The following is a 20763-nucleotide window of genomic DNA, read 5'->3' as shown; positions in this document are numbered from 1 at the left end:
GTGAGGTGCGATTCGGGGTGCTCGGCCCGCTGACGGTGTGGGGAGCGGACGGGCTGCCCGTTCGCGTGCCCGAGCGGAAGATCCGCGCGCTGCTCGCGGATCTGATCGGGCAACGGGGACGGCCGGTGGCGGCGAGCCGGCTGATCGACGACGTATGGGGCAGTGAGCTGCCGGTGCACCCGGCGGCGGCGTTGCAGACGAAGGTGTCGCAACTGCGGCGGGTGCTGGAGCAGGCCGAACCCGGCGGCCGGGGTCTGGTGGTGTCGCGGCCACCGGGCTACCTGCTGCGGGCCGAGCCGGAGTCGGTGGATGCGGACCGCTTCACGGCGCTGGTCGAGCAGGCGCGGGCGGCCGGTGACCCCCGCGCGAAATCGGCGTTGTTCGCCGAGGCACTGGGGTTGTGGCGGGGTCCGGCGTACGCGGACTTCGCCGACGAGGAGTTCGCGCGGCCGTTCGCCCAGCAGCTGGAGGAGCAGCGGCTGGCCGCGCTGGAGGAGCACGCCGAGGTCCGGCTCGACCTCGGCGAGCACGCCGAGCTCGCCGACGAGCTGGGCGAGCTGGTGCGCCGGCACCCGCTCCGCGAACGGCTGCGGGCGGTCCACCTGCGTGCCTTGTACGCGGCGGGGCGCCCGGCGGAGGCGCTCGCGGGGTTCGCCGACCTGCGGGCGCGGCTGGCGGACGAGCTGGGTCAGGACCCGAGCCCGGAGCTGGCGGCGCTGCACCGGGCGATCCTGGCCCAGGACCCGGCGCTGGACCCGTGGCCGGCGGGCAACCTGCCCGCACCGGTGGGCGAGTTGCTCGGCCGGGAGGTGCACCAGGCCGAGGTGGGCGACCTGCTCGCCGCGCACCGCCTGGTCACCCTCACCGGGCCGGGTGGGGTGGGCAAGACCCGGCTGGCGCTGGCCGTCGCCGCCCGGGCCGGCGGCGGCGCGCCCGACGGGGTGTGGCTCGCCGAGCTCGCCGGGCACCAGGGCCCGCCGGCCACGCTCGTGGCCACGGTGCTCGACGTGCGCGACGACACGAAGCTGGCGGAGGCGCTGCGCGCGAAGCGTCTCCTGCTGGTGCTGGACAACTGCGAGCACCGGGCGGACGAGGTCGCCGGACTCGTCCGCACGCTGCTCGGCGCGGCGCCGGGTCTGCGGATCCTCGCCACCAGCCGGGAACCACTCGGCCTGGCCGGTGAGGTCCTGTACGCGGTGCCGCCGCTCGATCCGCCGAGTGCCGCCGAGTTGTTCGCCGTCCGGGCCGGGACAGCCCGGACGGCGGACAACGCGGTGGCGGTAGCGGAGATCTGCCGCAGGCTCGACGGCTTGCCGCTGGCCCTCGAGCTGGCGGCCACCCGGGCGCGGGCGCTGGGTGTCCACGAGCTGCGGAAACGACTGGACGACCGATTCCGGTTGCTGGCGCACGGCCACCGCGGTGCGCCGGCCCGGCAACAGACCTTGCGGGCGGTGATCGACTGGAGCTGGGAACTACTCACGGACGACGAACGGCGGGCGCTGCGGCGCCTCGCCGTGCAGGCCGACAGCTGCGGCCTGCACGTGGCCGAGGCGGTGTGCGGCGGTGCCGACGTGCTCGCGCGACTGGTCGACAAGTCGCTGGTCGCGATGATCGAGACACCGTCCGGTCCGCGGTACCGGCTGCTCGAATCCGTCGCCGCGTACGGACTGGAGCGGCTCGCCGAGGCCGGCGAGGCCGGGACCGAACGACAGCGGCACCTCGACCACTACCTGGCGCTGGCCGAGGAGGCCGAGCCCGGGCTGCGCGGTGCTGGTCAGCGGGGCTGGCTCGACACGCTCGACGCGGATGCGGCGAACCTGCGCGCGGCGCTGGACCACGCCGTGCGGCACGGGCAGGCCGAGCACGCCCTGCGTCTGGTGAACGCGCTGAGCTGGTACTGGTTCCTCCGCGGACGGCTGCGGGAGGGGCACCGGTCGATCACAGCCGCCCTCGCGGTCGACGGTCCGGCGCCGACGCTGCTGTGGGCGCGCGCGCAGGCGTGGCAGGCGGGGTTCGCGGCGCAGCTCGGTGACGAGCCGGGGTTGTCCGAGCAGGCCGACAAGGTCCTGACGCGGTACGACGACCTGGACGATCCGCCCGGTCAGGCGCGGGCGCGCTGGTTCCTGACGATGAGCCTGATCGGCTCCGGAGACCTGCCGAAGGGTGCCGAGCGCATCAACCGCGCGCTGGCGGGGTTCCGCGCGCTGGGAGACCGATGGGGTGTCGCCGCGGCCTTGTGCACGCGTGCCGCACAGGCACGGCCGCGGGGTGACCTGGCGGCGGCGCGGCGGGACGCGGAAGCGAGCGCGGCCCTGTTCGCCGACCTCGGGGACCGGTGGGGTGTGGTGAAGACGCGCGAAGTGCTGAGCTCGCTGGCGGAAATCGCCGGCGATTACCCTCGCGCCGCCGAACTGCACCGCGAGGGTCTGCGCAACGCCGAGGAGCTGGGCATGTGGACGGAGGCGTCCTACCAGCTGTCGGGTCTCGGCCGGATCGCGTTGCTGCAGGGCGATTTCGCGGCCGCGGACGATTTCCACGAGCGGGCACGCCGGCTGGCCGCACGACATTCCCACAAGCGCGGCGAGCAGTTCGCCGAGGTGGGGCTGGGCCTGAGCGCGCGACGGCAGGGCAAGCTCGACGAGGCCGACGCGCATCTGCGCCGGTGGCTCGACTGGTGCCGCCGGATGGACGGTGATCTCGGGGTGGCATTGATCCTCGCGGAGCTGGGGTTCACGGCCGAGCAGCGGGGTGACGTCCCGGCGGCGCTGGCCCTGCACGCGGAAGGCCTGACGGCGGCCCGCAACACCGGCGACCCCCGCGCGATCGCGCTGGCGCTGGAAGGTTCCGCGGGCGCCTGGGCTCTCGCCGGGCGGGCCGGTCACGCCGCCCGGCTCCTGGGGGCAGCCACTGCTCTCCGCGAAGCCACCGGTGCGCCGCTACCCGCCGCCGAACGGCACGACGTCGACCGCATCGCGGCCCGGCTCACCACCGCCCTCGGCCGCCACCAGTTCCAGGTCCACTTCGCCGACGGCAGAGCGCTGGATCCGGCGCACGCCGCGAACATACCCACGGATCCCCTGTCCACGGTAGACAGTCGCGGTTGACGGCCGCGCGGGCCGGTTTCCCCACGCCGCGCTACCCCGCACCGCCACGCACACCGCCACGCACACCACGGTCGGCACTCCCTAGCCGGCCGCGGACCGGGCCGGCCGTCGCGCCGGGACCGCTACCCGCCCCAGGTCCTCGGCCACCACGATCTCCCCGCCGAAGGTCTCCGCCGCCTCGGCGCGGAACTGCTCGGGGTCGGCGTAGCGCTGCGAAAAGTGCGTCAGCACCAGCTTCCGCACCCCGCACTCGGCCGCCACCCGCCCGGCTTGTGCCGCCGTCAGGTGGCCGTATTCGGTGGCCAGCGCGGCGTCCGCGGCGCGGAACGTCGCCTCGATCACCAGCAGATCGGCCCCGTCGGCCAGCTCGAACACCCCGTCGCACAGCCGGGTGTCCATGACGAACGGGAACCGCTGGCCCCGGCGCGGCTCGCTCGCCTCGGCCAGCTCGATCCGGCGCCCGTCGAGCTCGAGGAAGCCCTCGCGTTGCATTCGCCCGACCGCCTGGCCGGACACGCCGAGCGCCGCCAGCCGCTCGGGCAGCATCCGCCGGCTGTCCGGCTCGATCAGCTGGTACCCGAACGACTCCACCGGATGCGACAGCCGCCGGGCCACCAGCTTCCCGAACGCTCCCCGCGCGATCTCCCCCGGCTCCGAAACCGGCGCCTCGACCAGCTCCGCCGTCTCGTGGAACACGCTCGCGCGCCGCAACCGCCCGAAGTACTCCGCGCCGGACGCCGGGAAATGCGCGGTCACGGGGTGCCGCACCCCGTCCAGCGACAGCCGCTGCACCACGCCCGGCACTCCCAGGCAGTGGTCGCCGTGGAAGTGGGTCAGGCAGATCCGCGTGATCGAACTCGCGGGCACCCCGGCGAACAGCATCTGCCGCTGCGTGCCCTCCCCCGGATCGAACAACAGCCCTTCGCCGTCCCAGCGCAGCAGGTACCCGTTGTGGTTCCGCGTCCGGGTCGGCACCTGGCTCCCGGTCCCCAGCACCACCAGCTCGCGCACAGACATCCCCCGACCCTAAGCCGCCCGTCCCGGCCCGGGTGCGGAATTCGGCTCAGGCACCGCCGGGTACGAGACCACGCAGCCGCAACGCCATCCACAACTCCGTCCGGACGTCCGGGTCGTCCAGGTCCCGGCCGGTCAGCTCGGCCACCTTCGCCATCCGGTTCCGCAGCGTGTGCCGGTGCACGCCCAGGCGCGTGGCCGCCGGATCCCACTGCCCGTGCGACCGCAACCACTCCGCGAGCGACACCAGCAAGTCGCCCCGCCCAGCCGCGTCGTGCCGCTCCACCGGCTCCAGCACCGTGGCCGCAAACGCTTGCGCGTCCTCCGCCGGCAGCAACGACACCAGGTCACCGCGGAATCGCACCAGCTCCCCGTTCGCCGCCACGCTCACCGCATGCCGGTGTGCGGCAGCCAGATCCGCGTACCCGCGTGCTGCCGCGACCCCGCCCGTCAGCCCCGCCATCCGGTACCCCTCGGGAGCGATCGCCACCACGAACCCGTCCAGCTCCGCGCAGAACGCCGGACCACCGTCGAGTGCGTCGAGCGCCCGCTCGGCCGGTCCGGTCAACGCGAACACCTCCACCGGCTCCGGCGGCAGCTCGACGATTTCCGCGACCAGCGCACGCTGCCCGGCCAGTAGCAGCCGCATCAGGGCGGTCCGCAGGCGCCGCTGGGCGTCCTCGACGCCACGCACCCGCGCCAGCGCCAGCGTGAGCAGCGAAGCGGCCGCGCTCAGCACGTGCCGGCTGGTCCGGTCGAACGGCTCGGGCCGCCCGGCCACGAGGAACCCGTGGTGCCGCAGCACCTGGACGACGACGTGCTGCCCGTCCACCTCGAAGCTCGCGCTCGCCGGGCCGCCACGCAACCGCGCCAGCTCGGCCGTGACCGACGCGAGCCGAGTCGCCGCGGCCGCGGGCGCGGAGCGCACCACCGTCCCGCGGCGGTCGATCAGCAGGACGAACCCGTCGAGCAGCCGCGCGAGGCGCCGCACCGCGGCGTCCGGCCCGCGCAACGCGGCGCGCGTCAGCTCCTGCTGGGCCGCGTTCGTGGCGGTGACCTCGGCGTAGGAGTCCGCGGCGAGCGCCGCCGACACCGCCTTGCTGATCGCGATGAACGGCGTGCGCCGCGGCACCTCGAGCAGCGGCATGCCGGCCGCGGCCGCCGCTCGCACGAGTTCGCGCGGCACCCCGGCGTGGCTCAGGCCGATGCCGAATCCCAGGCCGGCCAGCCTCCGTTCGGTCAGCCGCGCCACGTACGCGGCGTCGCTCACCAGCCGCAGTCCGGTGGTGAGCAGCAGTTCACCGCCTTCGAGGAACGGCGTCGGGTCGTCCAGCTCGCTGACGTGCACCCAGCCGACCGCGCGGTCCAGCCCCGGCTCCCCGGCCAGGACGCGCAGCCCGAGCGCGGGATCGGCGAGCAGCCGCCGCAGGGTCACCGGCATGCCACCACTCTGCCACTTCGTCCAGGTCTGCGGCACCGGGTTGGCCAGTTCGGCCATTTCCGTCCGGTGTGGCCGGACCGATGCTGGACGCATGACCATCCCCTACTGGGTCGCCGGCCGTCCGGCGTCGAGCACGGACGTCGTCGAAGTGCGCAGCCCCCGTGACGGCGCGCTCGCCGGGACCACCAGCAACGCCACCGCCCCGGACATCGAAGCCGCCGTGGCGGCCGCCCACGACGTGCGTCAGGAGGTCGCCCAGCTGCCCGCCTACGCGCGCGCGGACGCCCTCGACCACGTCTCCCGCCGCCTCGGCGAACGCGCCGAGGAGATCGCGGACCTGATCCACGCCGAGTCCGGCAAACCGCGTAAGTGGGCCCGCGCCGAGGTCGGGCGCGGGGTGTCCACCTTCCGCTGGGCCGCCGAGGAGGCCCGCCGCTTCTCGGGCGAGTTGCAGCGGCTGGACACCGACGCGGCGTCGGCCGGACGGCTGGCGCTGGTGCGGCGCGCCCCGCGCGGACCGGTGCTGGGCATCACACCGTTCAACTTCCCGCTCAACCTGGTCGCCCACAAGGTCGCCCCCGCCATCGCGGCCGGCTGCCCGATCGTGCTCAAGCCCGCGCCGGCCACCCCGCTGACCGCGCTGGTGCTCGGCGAACTGCTCGCCGAAACGGATCTGCCCGCCGGCTCGTGGTCGGTGCTGCCGATGCCGAACGAGGCGGCCGGCGAGCTGGTCACCGATCCGCGGCTGCCGGTGGTGTCGTTCACCGGGTCCGGCCCGGTCGGCTGGTCGATCCAGGACCGGGTACCACGCAAGCACGTGACCCTGGAGCTGGGCGGGAACGCGGCGGCGATCGTCTGCCCCGACTGGACGGACCTGGACTTCGCCGCGCAGCGGATCGCGACCTTCGGCACCTACCAGGGCGGGCAGTCGTGCATCTCGGTGCAGCGCGTGTACGCGCACCGCGACGTCTACGCGGAGCTGGCCGACCGGGTGGTCGCGCACGTGCGGAAGCTCGACGTGGACACCGAGGTCGGGCCGCTCATCAACGAGGCCGCCGCGGTGCGGGTGCAGTCGTGGGTCGACGATGCGGTCGCGGCCGGCGCCGAGCTGCTGGCCGGCGGGCCGCGGCAGGGCGCGCTGGTCGCGCCGACCGTGCTCGCCGGTGCGCCGGAGGACTGCGCGGTCAACGCCGAGGAGATCTTCGGCCCGGTGCTGTCGCTGGCGCCGGTCGACTCGGTCGAGGACGCCTTCGCCCGGGTCAACGCCTCGCGGTTCGGCCTGCAGGCCGGCATCTTCACGCACGACCTGCGGATCGCGTTCGAGGCGTCGGCACGGCTGGAGGTCGGCGGCGTGGTGATCGGCGACGTGCCGAGCTACCGGGCGGACCAGATGCCCTACGGCGGCGTGAAGGAGTCCGGCACCGGGCGGGAGGGTCTGCGCGCGGCGATGGACGACCTGACCGAGCAGCGGGTTCTCGTGCTGACCGGGGTCAGCTGAGATTCTCGGACGAAAATTGTCCTGCCTTGTCGATTCGCGCTTGGCTCGATCGATGTCATCGTGAGCGGTTCCACGGGAGGGACCACCGACGGCAGGAGAAGACCGATGAAGTTCATGGTGCTGGTGAAGGCGAGCGAGGAGACCGAGGCCGGCGTGCTGCCCACCGAGCAGGAGCTCACCGCGATGGGCAAGTTCAACGAGGAGCTGGTCAAGGCCGGTGTGCTGCTGGCCGCCGAGGGGCTGCACCCCAGCTCGAAGGGTGTGCGGCTGAAGTACACGAACGAGGGCACGAGCGTCATCGACGGCCCGTTCGCCGAGACGAAGGAGCTGCTCGCCGGGTTCTGGATCCTGGACGTCAAGTCGCGCGAGGAGGCCGTCGAATGGCTCAAGCGCGCCCCGTTCGAGGACGCCGAGATCGAGATCCGGCAGGTGTTCGCGCCCGAGGACTTCGGTGAGGCGTACACGCCGGAGCTGCGCGAGGCCGAGGAGCGGATGCGCCAGCAGTCGGCCGAGCAGCACGGCCGGTAACAACTTGCCCTCGCCGCGGCGAGGTGGTGTGCTCGGTGGCCGTGACGGTCACCGAGGCACACCGCACCATCGACGCCGTGTGGCGGATCGAGTCCGCCAAGCTGATCGCGGCACTGACGCGGATGGTGCGCGACGTGGGGCTGGCCGAGGAGCTGGCGCAGGACGCGCTGGTGGCGGCGCTGGAGCAGTGGCCGGCTTCCGGCGTGCCGTCGAACCCGGGCGCGTGGCTGATGACGATCGCCAAGCGGCGGGCGATCGACCACTTCCGGCATGTGAAGATGGCCGAGCGCAAGCACGAGGAGATCGGCCTCGACGTGGAGACCGCGCGGCAGGCGATCGAGGTCGAGCCGGACGAGGTGCCGGACGACCTGCTGCGGCTGATCTTCACCGCGTGCCACCCGGTGCTGAAGACCGAGGCGCGGGTCGCCCTCACGTTGCGGCTGCTCGGCGGGCTGACCACGGACGAGATCGCGCGCGCGTTCCTCGTGCCCGAGGCCACGGTGGCACAGCGGATCGTGCGGGCGAAGCGGACGCTGGCGCAGAAGAAGGTGCCGTTCGAGGTGCCGGTGGGCGCGGAACTGGCCGAGCGGCTGGGGTCGGTGCTCGAGGTCGTGTACCTGATCTTCAACGAGGGGTACTCGGCCACGGCCGGGGACGACCTGATGCGGCCGCAGCTGTGCGCCGACGCGATCCGGCTGGGGCGGATCCTGGCCGGGCTGGCGCCCACGGAGCCCGAGGTGTTCGGGCTGCTCGCGCTGATGGAGCTGCAAGCGTCGCGAGTCCGGGCGCGCGTGACCGCCGACGGCGAGCCGATCCTGCTGCTGGACCAGAACCGCGCCAAGTGGGACCGGTTGCTGATCAACCACGGTTTGGCGGCGCTGGAGCGGGCGGAGAGCCTGGCGCCCGCGCGCGGGCCGTACACGGTGCAGGCGGCGATCGCGGCCTGTCACGCGCGGGCAGGTGCGAGTGCGGACACGGACTGGGCGCGGATCGTGGCGCTGTACGGCGAGCTGGCGCGGGTAGCGCCGTCACCGGTGGTGGAGCTCAACCGCGCGGTGGCGGTGTCGATGGCTTCCGGCCCGGCGGCCGCGCTGCCGTTGGTGGACGCGCTGGCGGAGTCGCCCGCGCTGGCGCGGTACCACCTGCTGTCGACCGTGCGCGGCGACCTGCTGGCGAAGCTGGGCCGCACGGAGGAAGCACGCGTGGAATTCGAGCGGGCAGCGGGCATGACGCGCAACGCCCGGGAGCGGGATGTGCTCCTCGCCCGGGCGAAGGAGGTTTCGGGCGCACCGCGGGATTGACGGGGTCGCTCAGGACGCTTTCGGCGGGTTGAGCACGGCCGTCGGGTCCGCCGGTGCCGGCTCGACCTGCTTGTGCCGCCCCTCCCGGAACACCCAGCCACCGACCACGCCCGCGGCGAACCCGAAGAGGTGACCCTGCCAGCTGATGCCCTCCTCGGCCGGCAGCAGCGCGGTGAACTGGTAGGCGAAGCACAGGGCCATCACCAGCCCGATCACGATGTCGATCGGGCGGCGGTCGAACAGGCCGCGCACGATGAGGTAGCCGAAGTACCCGAGGACGACGCCGCTGGCGCCGACGGTGACCGTGTTGGGGCCGGCGACGAACCACACCCCGAGGCCGCTGCCGACGACGATGAGCAGGGTGACGGCGAGGAACCGGCGCACCCCGCGGTAGGCGGCGAGGAACCCGAAGATGAACAGCGGCCCGGAATTGCTCTCGATGTGCCCCCAGCTCCCGTGCAGGAACGGCGCGGTGAAGACCTCCGGCAGCGAGGTCACGTCCCGCGACTTGATGCCGAGGTCGAAGGTGAGCTGGTAGCCCGTCGCCCAGTTGCCGATCTGGATGATCCAGATGAGGGCGAGGAACCCGACCATGACCCACAGCGCCTTGCGCGCCTCGGCGATCATGGCCAGCGCTTCGGCGCCGGTGGGCAGCGAGCGTTCCGTCATCCGTCAAGGGTAGTGGAATCACCGCCGGTTTCCCGTCGGATCCGCAACGCGGACGCCACCAGGGTCAGCACGAGCCCGGCCGCGCCCCAGATCACCAGCACCGAAATGGGGCCGCCGGTGGCGTTCCCGCCGAAGTACACCTCGTCGCGGATCGCCTCGGTGCCGGCACCATTGGGCAACCAGTCGCCGATGGCGCGCCAGAACGGCGGGAGCAGCTCGGTCTGGTACGCGCCGCCCGCACTCGGGTTGCCGAGGATCACGAAGATCAGCACGGTGATGCCCACGCCGATGACGCCGAACAGCACCTGGAAGGCCATCGTGACCGTCGCCGCGGCGAAGGTGAGGGCGGCACCGATCCACCACAGGGACAGGAAATGCCCGGTCAGGGCGCCGAGGGCCTGGTCGACGATGAGCGCGCCACCCAGGCCGGACGCGATGGCGTACGGCACCATCGCGGCGAGCCGGATCGCCGTGCGGCGCAGGGTCGCGGGCCGGGAGCCCTTCGCGATGCCGAGCGCGGCCGCGGCGAGGTACCCGCCGACGAGCCAGCCGACGACGGCGTAGAAGGCGGTCAGGCCGCGGGCGTCACCGGGCTGCGGGGGCACGAGGTCCCGGACGTCCAGGGTGCGGTTCTGGGCGGCGCCGAGCTGGGTGAACACCTGCTCGACGGCGGTGGCGAGGGCCGGCCCGCCCGCCGTCGCGACCAGGAGGGTGTCGGTGGTGCCGGACGGGTTGAGCAGGTAGGCCGCCTCGACGTCCCGGTCGAGGACGCGCTGCCGGGCGTCGTCCGCGGTGGGGCTGGCGGAGGCGTCGATCGGGGTGCCGTGGATGCCGTTGATCGCCTCGACCGTCTGTTGTGGACCGACCACGGCGACCGCCACCCGGTGCGGCGACGGACTGTGGAAGGCACCGACGTAGGACAGGATGAAGCCGAGCTGCAGGAGCAGCACGCCGAGCACGAGCAGCACGGTCCGCGGCGCGATCGCGTCCCGCAAATCGGCGGCGAGGCCGCGCGGTCCGGATTCTTGGCTGGTCATGGCTTCCGAACCTAGGCGCGGTGGCGGCTTCCCGCGCGCCGAGTCACTCCATGCCGGTGTCCTCGGGGCTGGAGCGGGCCAGTTCGGCCAGCGTGCCGAGCGCCGTGGCGAGCACGTCGGCGGGCGGGGCGGACAGCGCCAGCCGCACGGCCGTGGGGGCCCGGCCGGGGGTCACCGCGAACGCCGCGGCCGGGGTGACGGCGATGCCGCGCCGCGCGGCGGCCGCCACGAACGTTTCCGCCCGCCACGGTTCCGGGAGCCGCCACCAGCAGTGGTACGCGCGCGGGTCCGCCGACACCGCGAAACCGGCCAGCCGCGACCGCACCAGCTCCTGCCGGGCCGCCGCGTCGTCGCGCTTCGCGCTTTCGATCTTCGCCACCGTGCCGTCGCCCATCAGCCTCGTCGCGGCGGCCAACGGGAACTGCGCCGCGGCCCAGCCGCCCGAGCGCACCGCAGCCGTCAGCCGCTCGCGCAGCGCCGGCGGCGCCACCACGAACCCGAGCGTCAGCCCGGGCGCCAAGCGCTTCGACAGGCTGTCCAGCACCACCGTCCGCTCCGGTGCGAGCGCCGCGAGCGGCGCCACCTCCGGCCGCAGGAACCCGTTGATGCCGTCGTCGATCAGCGGCAGGTCCCGCGCCCGTGCCGCCTCGACCAGCTCCGCGCGCCGGGAATCGGGCATCGTCACACCCAGCGGGTTGTGCACCGCGGGCTGCAGGTAGACCGCACGCAGCCGCGGCGGCAGGTCCGGCACGATCCCGTGCTCGTCCACCTCCAGCGGCACCAGCGTGACCCCGAGCCGCGATGCGATGCCCTTCACCACCGGGTACGTCAGCGCCTCGACCCCCAGCCGCTCGCCGGGCGGCACCAGCGCGGCGATCGCGGCGGCGATCGCCTGGCGGCCGTTCCCGGTGAACAGCAGGTGCGCCGGGTCCGGCGACCACCCGCCGCGGGCCAGTACCGGCACGGCCTCCGCCCGCGTCCGCGCGCCGCCCGTCACCACCGACGGCCCCAGCCCCTGGGCGAGCAGGTCCGGCCGCAGCAGCGGCCCCAGGCTTGCGGCGATCAGCTCGGGCTGCCCGGGCAGCATCGGGAAGTTCAGTTCCAGGTCGACCGTCGCGGCCGCCGGTTCGGCGAGCGCCGCCTCCGGTTTCGGCCGGCCGGCCCTGATGAACGTGCCCCGCCCGGTCTCGCCGACGGCCAGCCCGCGCCGGACCAGCTCGCCGTAGACCCGGGCCGCGGTGGACACCGCGATGCCCCGCTGCCGCGCGAACCGGCGCTGCGGGGGCAACTGGTCCCCCGGCCGCAACGCTCCGGCGGCGATGTCGGCCGCGACCGCGTCGGCGATCGCCCGGTAGTCCCGCACAGTCCACCCACTTTGCACCGAGAGCAATGTTTTTATTGCACCGATTCTATCAGCGCGCTTACCGTCATCGCCATGAGTTCGATCGAGATCGGCGAGATCACCGCGGGCTACGACGACAAGGGATCCGGACCGGCGCTGGTCCTGGTCCACGGGCACCCGTTCGACCGCTCGATGTGGCGGCCGCAGCTGGACCACTTCAGCGCGCGGGGCTGGCGGGTCATCGCCCCGGACCTGCGCGGGTACGGCGAGACGACGGTAGTGCCCGGCAAGACGCCGCTGGAGACCTTCGCCCGCGACCTGGCCGCCCTGCTCGACCGGCTGACCGTGGACCGGTTCGTCCTGGCCGGGCTGTCGATGGGCGGCCAGATCGCGATGGAGTGCCACCGGCTGTTCCCGGAGCGCATCCGCGGCCTGGTCCTCGCCGACACCTCGCCGCGCGCGGAGACCGCCGAGGGCAGGCGCAACCGCACCGAGATGGCGGACCGATTGCTCCGAGAAGGACTCCGGCCGTACGCCGACGAGGTCCTGACGAAAATGGTGGCGCCGGCCAACGTCGAGGCCATGCCGGACGTCGCCGAGCACGTCCACCGCATGATGCGCGGCACCTCACCGGAGGGCGCCGCCGCCGCGCTGCGGGGCCGGGCCGAACGCCCCGACTACGTGCCGACGCTGGCCGGCGTCGACGTGCCCGTCCTGGTCGTCGTCGGCGACCAGGACGAGTACACCCCGGTGGCCGAAGCCGAGTTCCTGCACGCGAGCGTCCCCGGATCCGAGCTGGCGGTCATCGCCGGTGCCGCGCACCTGCCGAACCTGGAACGCACCGCCGAGTTCGACGCCGTCCTGGCGGACTTCCTGGCCCGGCTGCCTCAGGAGTCGTAAGCGGTGCGCGCCTGCTCGATCTCCGCGATGTGGCTCTCCGCCCAGTCCTTGAGCTGCCGCACCACGGCGTGCAGGCTCCGGCCCAGCTCGGTGAGCTCGTAGTCGACGCGGACCGGGACCTCCGCGGTCACGGTCCGCGCGACCAGCCCGTCGCGTTCCAGCGCGCGCAACGTCTGCGTCAGCATCTTCTGGCTCGCGCCCGCGATGATCCGGGTCAGGTCGCGGTAGCGCTTCGGGCCGTCGCCCAGCGCGGCGAGCACGAGCGTGACCCACTTGTCGCTGATCCGCTCGAGCACCTTGCGCGCGGGGCAGGCTGCCAGGAACGCGTCGTAGGCCGCGCGGTCCTGCTGCCTGCGTTGCGCGGCGGTCAGGGTCGCCATGGCACCTCCGGGTGTCCTACGCACTTGAAAGTGCGTGCCGTGCGGCGGGATGCGGCGTTTCGTCCCGCTCGTTCTCCACGACTGCACACGCCATCGAAAAATTTCCGGAGGAGACGAAAATGCGTGCTGTCGTCGTCGAGGAGTTCGGCGGTCCCGAGGTTCTGAAGGTCGTGGACGTGCCGGTTCCGGTTCCCGGACCCGCTCAGGTGCGGATCCGGGTGTCGGCCACCACCGTGAACCCGGTGGACCTCGCCACCGCGGCCGGCCTGTTCGCCCGGACCGGCGTCGTCCCGGCCGGGCGGGCCGCGATCGGCTGGGACGTCGCCGGCGTGGTGGAGGAAGCCGGCGCCGGCGTGGCGTTCGCGCCCGGTGAGCCGGTGATCGGGCTGCGGGCGCGCCTGACCGATCCGCAGGGCGCGTGGGCCGAGCAGATCGTCCTGGACGCCGCCGCGGTGGCACCGGCCCCGCCCGGCATCGACCCGGTGGCGGCGGCGACCCTGCCCCTGAACGCGCTCACCGCGCTGCAGGCCCTGGACGCCCTGAACCTCAAGACCGGCCGGACGCTCCTGGTGACCGGGGCGGCCGGCGGGGTCGGCGGGTTCGCGGTCGAGCTGGCGGCGTTGCGCGGCCTGCGGGTCGTGGCCGCCGCGGGCGAGCACGACGAGGAGGCGGTCCGCGGTTTCGGAGCCGAGTTCTTCGTGCCGCGGACGGAAATCCTCGCCGAGGGGGTCCGCAAGCGGGTACCGGGCGGGGTCGACGGTGTCATCGACGCCGCGGTGCTCGGGTATGCCGCGCTGGACGCGGTGCGGGACGGGGGCGCGTTCGCCGCCGTGATCGGCAACGGCCCGGACAACTACCGCGGCATCCGGATCCAGCCGGTGCGGATCGCGGCCGACGGGACCGCGCTGACCGGGCTGTCCCGTCTCGCCGCCGCGGGCCACTTGACGCTCCGGGTGGCCGAAACCCTGCCGCTGGCCGATGCGGCCAAGGCCGCGGCCCGGTTCGGTGCGGGCGGTCTGCGCGGGCGCCTGGTCCTGGTGCCCTAGTTCCCGCGGGCGAGGTGGTGCTGGAACAGCTTGCGGCTGATCCGGCCGAGTTCGGCGAACTCGTCGCCGGTGAGGGGGGCGATCACCGCGTCGTGCACGGCCTGCCGGTAACCGGGTGCGATGCCGTGCAGGAAGTCCGCCCCCGCACCGGTCAGCACGGCGTAGAGGCCGCGGCGGTCCGTCGGGTGTTGTTCCCGGCGGACCCAGCCGAGGCCGGCCAGGCGGTTGATCCGGTAGTTGAGCCTGCTGCCCGGCGAGAACAACACGGCGGCCAGCTCGCCCATCCGCATCCGGCGGCCGGGCGCGCCGTCCAGCCGCGCCAGGATCTCGTACTCCGCGTGGGAGATGCCGGCGGCCTCGTGCAGGTGCCGTTCGATCGCGCGTTCCACCAGGGTGTGCGCGCCCAGGTAGTGCACCCAGGCCCGGAGCGCCTCGTCGGACGGCCAGCGGCTCTCCTCCATCGACCCTCCCAGTCGGTCGGCAGGCTGGAATATAGCGCGGCCGGCTCAGCCGGGGGCACCGATCGAGGTGAGCCGGTACGCACCGGACCGTCCCGATCGGACAGTTCCGGCCCGATGGCGGCTCATGCCGGCACTGCCACCGGCTGGATCCGCTCATGCCGCTGCACCCGCCACAACCAGCACGCGGCCGCCAGCGCGGCCATGGACGCCCCGATCAGCCACCAGAACGCGACCTGGAAGGCGTGCTCGGCCCCGGTGGGCAGCAGACGGGACAGCACGACCGCGATCGTCGCGCCCGCGACCGCGCCGCCCACGCGCATCAGAATGTTCAGCGTCGTGGTGGCGTCCGGAAGCTGTTCGCGCCGCACCGAGGCGAACGCGGCGGCGCCGGCCGGCGACGCGGACAGCGCCAGCGCCATGCCGCGCAGGAACAACAGCACCTGCAGCAGCACCGGGTCGGCATCCGCGCCGAGGAAGGCGAACGGCACCGTGACGAGCACCGTGCCGACCCCACCGGCGAACGCGACGATCCCGCCGCCGTGCCGGTCGGTCAGCCACCCGGCCAGCGGCAACACCACCATCGTGCCCAGGCCGAGCGACAGCAGCGACAGCCCGGTGGTCACCACGTCGGCGCCACGCAGGATCTGGAAGTACAGCGGGAACAGCAGCATCGCACCGAACATCGCCGCGCCGATGAACAGGCTGGACACCGTCCCGGCGGTGAACACCCGGTTGCGGAACAGGGTGAGGTCCAGCAACGGCCGCTCGCGCCGCCACGACCGCAGCGCGAAGATCACCAGGCCGGCCGCCCCGAGCACGAGCGAGGCCAGGACCGCCGGGCTGATCCCGCCGCTGCCCTCGCCGACGGCGCTCAGCGCGTACACGAACAACGGCAACCCGAGCCCGATCAACGCGAAGCCGGTCCAGTCCAGGCGGCCGGTGGTCCCGGGCTCGCCGCGCGGCACGTACTTGAGCCCGAGCGCGACACCGACCGCACCGATCGGCAGGTTGATCAGGAACAGCCACTGCCACGACAGCGAGTCCAGCAGCACCCCGCCGACGGTCGGGCCGATCGCGGGGGCGCTGCTCACCGCGATGCCGAGGATGCTCATCACCCGCCCCAGCCGCTGCGGGCCGACGGCCTGCCCGAGGACGGTCTGCCCGGCCGGGGTCAGCAGTCCGGCGGCCAGGCCCTGCACGACCCGCAGCACGATGAGCCACTCGACGTTCCCGGCCAGCGCGCACAACCCGGACGCCACGGTGAACGCCGCGAAGGCGCCCAGCCACAGCCGGCCCACGCCGATCTTCCGGCTGAGCCATCCGCACAGCGGCAGCGACACCGCGAGCGCGATCAGGTAGGCCGTGGAGATCCACTGGACCTCGTCCAGCGTTGCGCCCAGGTCGGTGCCGATCCGGTCGAGCCCGACGTTGACCAGCGACGAGTCCAGCATGCCCACGAAGGCGCCGAAGACGATCACCAGGGAGATCCGCCACACGGGCCAGGGAATCCGTTCCATGATCCCCAAGCTAGGACCTCCAGTAATGTCGAGGTCAATGGTCGCTGAGCAGCACCGTACGATGAGCGCGGCGAAATCGGCGACACGGGATGAGAACATGAAGCACATCTACGCGGGCAAGGTCCGGGAGCTCTACGAAGACGGCGACGACATCGTGCTTGTCGCTTCCGACCGGATCTCCCTCTACGACGTGGTGATGCCCACCCCGGTCCCGGACAAGGGCAAGCTGCTCACCCAGCTGTCGCTGTGGTGGTTCGAGCACCTGAGCGGCATCGTGCCCAACCACGTGGTGTCCACCGACGTGCCGGAGGAGTTCGCCGGCCGCGCCGTGCGCGTCAAGCCGTTGAAGATGGTGCAGGTCGAGTGCATCGCCCGCGGTTACCTGACCGGCCTCGGCCTCAAGGAGTACCAGAAGCGGGGCACGGTGTCGGGCGTCCAGCTGCCGCCCGGGCTGGTCGAGGGCAGCAAGCTGCCGGAGCCGATCTTCACCCCGACCACGAAGGCGACCGAGGGGCACGACGAGTTCATCACCTTCGACGACGTGGTCGCACAGGAGGGCCGCGAGACCGCCGAGCGCCTGCGCGAGCTGACCCTGGCGATCTACCGCGCGGGCGCCGAGCGGGCCGCCGCGAACGGGATCATCGTGGCCGACACCAAGCTCGAGTTCGGCTGGGACGCCGACGGAGTGCTGACCCTCGGCGACGAGGTCCTCACCTCCGACTCGTCGCGGTTTTGGCCCGCCGACCGCTGGCAGCCGGGCCGCCCGCAGTTCTCGTTCGACAAGCAGTACGTGCGCGACTGGGTCAGCGGCACCGGCTGGGACAAGACCCCGCCCGCACCGGAGATCCCGGCCGATGTCGTGGACACCACCCGCAACCGCTACATCGAGGTCTACGAGCGGATCACCGGGCGGACCTGGGGCTGACCCGCGGCACCGGTTCCGCCGTGGGCCGGGCACAGCTCCGCGAGGTCGTCCCGTGAGCAGCGGGGAGGCCACCCGGGTGGATGGCCGCCCCGCTCACCTCAGTAGCGCCGGTCGACGACGGATCCGCTGGGGTACCACTGGATGTAGCCCCACTGGAAGTTGTTCCGCCGCCCGCCGTCCGCGGCGAACTCGCCGGAGGTCGGGTAACCCAGGTAGGACTTCTCCCAGCCCAGCCGCGCCCAGCGGTCCCGGATCGCACCGTAGAGCTCGTGCGCGCCGGTCGAGGGCGACCAGTAGATCGACGCCGACTTGCTGAAGTGGTTGTAGCGGCCGGCACCGTCCGGCGTGACCAGCTCGTCGGTCGCCGGGTAGCCCAGCGGGCCGGCCTCCCAGCCGGTCTGCTGCCACACCTGCCGGATCGCGCCCCAGATGTTGTGCGCGCCGCCGGACGGGGTCCAGTAGATCGAGCCGTCCTTGCTGAAGTGGTTGTACCGGCCGACGCCGTCGGGTGTGCCGAGCTCGTCGGTCACCGGGTAGCCGAGGCCGCCGCCCTCCCAGCCGAGCGCGGCCCACTTGTCCCGGATCTGGCCCAGGATCGCGTGGGCGCCGGTGCTGGGCGACCAGTAGATCGAGGCCGACTTGCTGAAGTGGTTGAACCGGCCGATGCCGTCCGGGGGGACCAGCTCATCGGTGGCCGGGTAACCCATCGGCCCGGTTTCCCAGCCCAGCTCGGCCCACTTCGCGCGGATCGCGCCCTGGACGGCGTGCGCCCCGGTGCCCGGCGACCAGTAGATCGACCCGCCGGCGGCCTGCTCGAAGTGGTTGTACCGGCCGGTGCCGTCCGGCGTGATCAGCTCGTCGGTGACCGGGTAGCCCAGTGCGCTCGACGGCCCGCCCATCGCCTTGTACCTGGCGAGGATGTCCCCGAGCACGGCGTGCGGGCCGGTGTTCGGCGACCAGTAGATGGTGCCGCCGCGGAAGTCCTGCGCCTCACCGCCGTTGGCGGTCGGGTACTGGCCGGACACCGGGTCGCTCAGGACCGAGCCCCGCGCACCGCCGAGCTTGTTGTAGTAGTCGGTGATCGGGTCCATGTTCCCGGTCAGGGTCACGATCTGCGCGCCCCGGCCGTCGTCGCCGGTGATCTGGTACTGCGCCGTCGCGGGGTAGGCGTCGGTGGGCGTGAACGTCACCGTCTGCTGCAGCTCGTCGCCGGGTGCGAGGACCTGGCCCTCCGCCAGCGGAGTGTCGGTGTGGAACACGCCCTCGGGCGCCTTGGCCTTGGTGACGGTCAGCGGCACGGTGCCGGTGTTGGAGATCGTGAACGTCTTCGTCACCGGCTTGCCGACCGGGACGATGCCGTAGTCGACCAGCTCCGGCTCGAGCGTGAGCTGCGGCTGTCCGGACAGCGCCGTCGCCTTGAGCGGGACGGTCACCGATCCCTGGTCACTGGTCACGCTGAACTTCGAGCTCTCCGCCACCCCGCTGTCCGTGCCGGCGGTGGGTGTGTAGACGACCGAGACGGTCAGCGACGCGCCCGGCTGCAGCACCGTGCCCGCGGCCGGCAGGTTCTCCGACGTGAAGGAACCGGTGGGTGCGGTCACGCCGGTGATCGTCTCCGGCGTGGTGCCGGTGTTGACGATGTTGACGCCGAGCTCCTTGGCCGCGCCGGTGCGCACGGCGCCGAAGTCGAGCGCGGACGGGTTCGCCCCGAGGCCGGGCTGGGTGCCCTGGCCGTGCAGGTCGAGCGCGGCGGTGCCGGCGTCGGTGGTGAAGGTCAGGCTGCCGGTGGCCCCGCCCCACGTGGCGGGCGTGAACTGGGCCGGGACGGACAGCGTCTGGCCCTTCGTCAGCGTCACCGGCGCGGTCAGGTTCGCCGAGAAGGGCGCCTCGGTGGACACGCCGGTCACCGTCAGGTCCCGGTTCGCGGTCACCGTGACCGTCGCGTTCGCCGTCTGCCCGACCGGCACGGAGCCGAAGTCGTAGGGCTTGGTGGCGAGCACCGCGGTGGTCGGGCGGCCGAAGCCGTACAGCTTGCCCTCGCGGGTGCCCGCGTAGACGCGGCCGCCGTCGGTGCCGGGCACGGAGAACTTGGTCGAGGTGCCGATGGGCGCCGAGTACCGGAGCTTGAGCACCCCGTTGACCGGCACCGGGTCGTAGGCCCGCAGCTGGGCGTTCGCCCCGGTCGGGCCGGTGGTGTAGATGACCCAGACCAGCGCCGAACCGGAGGCGGTGCCGTTCGAGGTGACCACCGGCGAGCCGGAGGTGTAGCCGAAGTTGTCCGCGGTGTTGCCGACCGCGGTCAGCGACGGAGCGGCCGAGTTGTACTTGAACGCGCGCAGCGGACCGCCGGCGCCGACGACGTAGACGTATCCGCCGTCACCGCCCCAGAACGCCGGCCGGCCCCAGACACCCTGGAAGGGACCGGTCACGCCGACCACGGCGTCACCGCCGTTGGGGCCCTGGCCGGAACCGCCGAGGTGGTCGGCGTCGAGCAGGTACAGGCGCCCGTCCTTGCCGATCTGGACCACCATGCGCGGGTGGGCGGTGTTGCCGTACCGCGACGGGATCGCCATCGGGCCGCCCGAGCCGAGGTCGGCGTCGTCCTGGTTGAGCTTGGTGTTGTCGTGCGGGCTGAAGAAGCTGACCGGAGTCAGGTTGCCGTCCGCGCCGACCTGCAGCCGCACCACGGATTCGCCGAGCGTGGCGGGTGGCTGGTCACCGGGGCCGGGCGCGGGCGCGACGCCGTTGCCGGTGGCCACGATGATCCGGCCGGGGCCGTCGGAGACCAGACCCGATCCGGACTGCCAGATGCCGCCCTCGTCGGAAGCGGCGGCCTCGGTCGCCCACATCGCGGTCTGCGCGCCGCTGGTCGCGTTGACACCCACGACGTAGCCGACATACGGGGTGCGGTCGCAGTGGCTGGCGAAGCCCAGGTAGACGACGCCGTCGAGCAGCAGCAGGCCCGGCCGCTGCATCGCGGTCATCGGGTTGAACGGCACGGCCGGGTTGTTGCTCGGCGCGCCCTTGATCGTGGCCGGGAAACCGGAGCGTTCCGCACCGGTCTTGGCGTCCAGTGCGTGCAGGTACCAGTGCGGGTGCTGGACGTCCGGACCGTCATCGACCTTGGCGGTGAAGTAGACCGTGCCGCTGGACGGGTCGTAGACCGGGGTCGAGGTGACGCCGATGTTCGGGGTGAGGTCCTGGCAGCTGACGGTAGCCGCGGCGAACGGCCTGCCGAACGAGGCGTGCCACTTCTGCGCGCCGGTGACCGGGTCGAGACCGTACGCCTGGTTGTTCTCGGTGGCCGCGATGACGACCCCGTTCGCGACGATCGGCTGGGCGTAGATCTGACCGTCGAGCTGGGCCGCGAACAGCTGACCGAAGTCGGTGGCGCTCACCTGCGAGGGCGCCAGCCCGGCCTCGTCGTCGTCCCAGCCGGTGCGCAGGGCGTCGTGGCCCGCGGTCACGTTGTCCGCGAAGGCGGCCGGTGTGCCGACGGCGACCAGCGCGCCGATCACGACCAGTAACAGAATTCGGGCAGAGTGGTAGTACTGTCGAAACAACGGGCCTCCCGTGCCACGCTGAAGCGGGACGGGTTCG

16 protein-coding genes are annotated in these 20763 nt (G+C 73.0%); 7 read left to right on the top strand and 9 right to left on the bottom strand.

What is annotated here, in order from left to right; translation table 11 throughout:
- Positions 1–5: 5 nt before the first annotated feature.
- Positions 6–3104 carry a BTAD domain-containing putative transcriptional regulator gene (locus FHX45_RS19720; RefSeq protein ID WP_167104054.1) on the top strand — a complete coding sequence of 1033 codons (3099 nt, stop codon included), beginning with the start codon at positions 6–8 and terminating at the stop codon, positions 3102–3104.
- Positions 3105–3185: 81 nt separating this feature from the next.
- Here the strand turns inward: FHX45_RS19720 and FHX45_RS19715 are convergent, their stop codons facing one another.
- On the bottom strand, positions 3186–4121 hold the full coding sequence (locus tag FHX45_RS19715) for a ribonuclease Z (RefSeq protein ID WP_167104051.1): 936 nt from the start codon (positions 4119–4121) through the stop codon (positions 3186–3188).
- Between the two features lie 46 nt (positions 4122–4167).
- A complete protein-coding gene (locus FHX45_RS19710; protein ID WP_243869149.1) occupies positions 4168–5616 on the bottom strand; it encodes a PucR family transcriptional regulator in 1449 nt (482 codons plus the stop codon).
- A gap of 34 nt (positions 5617–5650) precedes the next feature.
- Between FHX45_RS19710 and FHX45_RS19705 the strand changes: the two genes are divergently transcribed.
- The 3 genes from FHX45_RS19705 (at position 5651) to FHX45_RS19695 (ending at position 8886) form a co-directional block, all read left to right on the top strand.
- A complete protein-coding gene (locus FHX45_RS19705; protein WP_167104048.1) occupies positions 5651–7057 on the top strand; it encodes an aldehyde dehydrogenase family protein in 1407 nt (468 codons plus the stop codon).
- Between the two features lie 105 nt (positions 7058–7162).
- A complete protein-coding gene (locus FHX45_RS19700; RefSeq protein ID WP_167104045.1) occupies positions 7163–7585 on the top strand; it encodes a YciI family protein in 423 nt (140 codons plus the stop codon).
- 41 nt (positions 7586–7626) lie between these two features.
- Positions 7627–8886, top strand: a complete 1260-nt coding sequence (locus FHX45_RS19695) for a sigma-70 family RNA polymerase sigma factor (RefSeq protein WP_167109218.1) — start codon at positions 7627–7629, stop codon at positions 8884–8886.
- Between the two features lie 9 nt (positions 8887–8895).
- Here the strand turns inward: FHX45_RS19695 and FHX45_RS19690 are convergent, their stop codons facing one another.
- The 3 genes from FHX45_RS19690 to FHX45_RS19680 are packed head-to-tail and all read right to left on the bottom strand — an operon-like array spanning position 8896 to position 11955.
- A complete protein-coding gene (locus FHX45_RS19690; RefSeq protein ID WP_167104041.1) occupies positions 8896–9555 on the bottom strand; it encodes a rhomboid family intramembrane serine protease in 660 nt (219 codons plus the stop codon).
- The gene (locus FHX45_RS19685; RefSeq protein ID WP_167104038.1) at positions 9552–10592 is read right to left on the bottom strand and encodes an ABC-2 transporter permease; all 1041 of its coding nucleotides are present in this window, start codon (positions 10590–10592) and stop codon (positions 9552–9554) included. Before FHX45_RS19685 ends, FHX45_RS19690 begins: the two co-directional genes overlap by 4 nt.
- Positions 10593–10635: 43 nt before the next feature.
- Entirely contained in the window at positions 10636–11955 is a 1320-nt protein-coding gene (locus tag FHX45_RS19680; RefSeq protein WP_167104035.1) for an aminotransferase class I/II-fold pyridoxal phosphate-dependent enzyme, read from the bottom strand.
- 72 nt (positions 11956–12027) lie between these two features.
- Here FHX45_RS19680 and FHX45_RS19675 point away from each other — a divergent pair, with 72 nt between their 5' ends.
- Positions 12028–12834, top strand: a complete 807-nt coding sequence (locus tag FHX45_RS19675; RefSeq protein ID WP_167104032.1) for an alpha/beta fold hydrolase — start codon at positions 12028–12030, stop codon at positions 12832–12834.
- On the opposite strand, the gene FHX45_RS19670 is transcribed toward FHX45_RS19675, so the two are convergent.
- Positions 12822–13214, bottom strand: a complete 393-nt coding sequence (locus tag FHX45_RS19670) for a winged helix-turn-helix transcriptional regulator (RefSeq protein WP_167104029.1) — start codon at positions 13212–13214, stop codon at positions 12822–12824. The genes FHX45_RS19675 and FHX45_RS19670 overlap by 13 nt on opposite strands.
- 119 nt (positions 13215–13333) lie before the next feature.
- On the opposite strand from FHX45_RS19670, the gene FHX45_RS19665 reads away from it, so the two are divergent.
- Positions 13334–14260: an alcohol dehydrogenase catalytic domain-containing protein gene (locus FHX45_RS19665; protein WP_167104026.1), complete on the top strand. Its 927-nt coding sequence runs from the start codon at positions 13334–13336 to the stop codon at positions 14258–14260.
- Here FHX45_RS19665 and FHX45_RS19660 read toward each other — a convergent pair.
- Both FHX45_RS19660 and FHX45_RS19655 read right to left on the bottom strand, forming a co-directional pair.
- Entirely contained in the window at positions 14257–14721 is a 465-nt protein-coding gene (locus FHX45_RS19660; protein WP_167104023.1) for a MarR family winged helix-turn-helix transcriptional regulator, read from the bottom strand. The two genes, FHX45_RS19665 and FHX45_RS19660, sit on opposite strands and share 4 nt — an antisense overlap.
- A 122-nt stretch (positions 14722–14843) precedes the next feature.
- Positions 14844–16238 (bottom strand): DHA2 family efflux MFS transporter permease subunit, encoded by a 1395-nt coding sequence (locus tag FHX45_RS19655; RefSeq protein ID WP_208406004.1) that lies wholly within the window; start codon positions 16236–16238, stop codon positions 14844–14846.
- Between the two features lie 61 nt (positions 16239–16299).
- Here FHX45_RS19655 and FHX45_RS19650 point away from each other — a divergent pair, with 61 nt between their 5' ends.
- Positions 16300–17163 carry a phosphoribosylaminoimidazolesuccinocarboxamide synthase gene (locus FHX45_RS19650; protein ID WP_167104020.1) on the top strand — a complete coding sequence of 288 codons (864 nt, stop codon included), beginning with the start codon at positions 16300–16302 and terminating at the stop codon, positions 17161–17163.
- A 98-nt stretch (positions 17164–17261) separates the two neighbouring features.
- On the opposite strand, the gene FHX45_RS19645 is transcribed toward FHX45_RS19650, so the two are convergent.
- Positions 17262–20681, bottom strand: coding sequence for an Ig-like domain-containing protein (locus tag FHX45_RS19645; protein ID WP_167104017.1), 3420 nt, complete (start codon positions 20679–20681; stop codon positions 17262–17264).
- Positions 20682–20763 lie beyond the last annotated feature (82 nt).

Source organism: Amycolatopsis granulosa, from assembly GCF_011758745.1.
GTDB classification, from domain to species: Bacteria; Actinomycetota; Actinomycetes; order Mycobacteriales; family Pseudonocardiaceae; genus Amycolatopsis_E; species Amycolatopsis_E granulosa.
The sequence above is the reverse complement of the archived record's forward strand: the minus strand, read 5'-3'. Positions and strand labels throughout refer to the sequence as shown.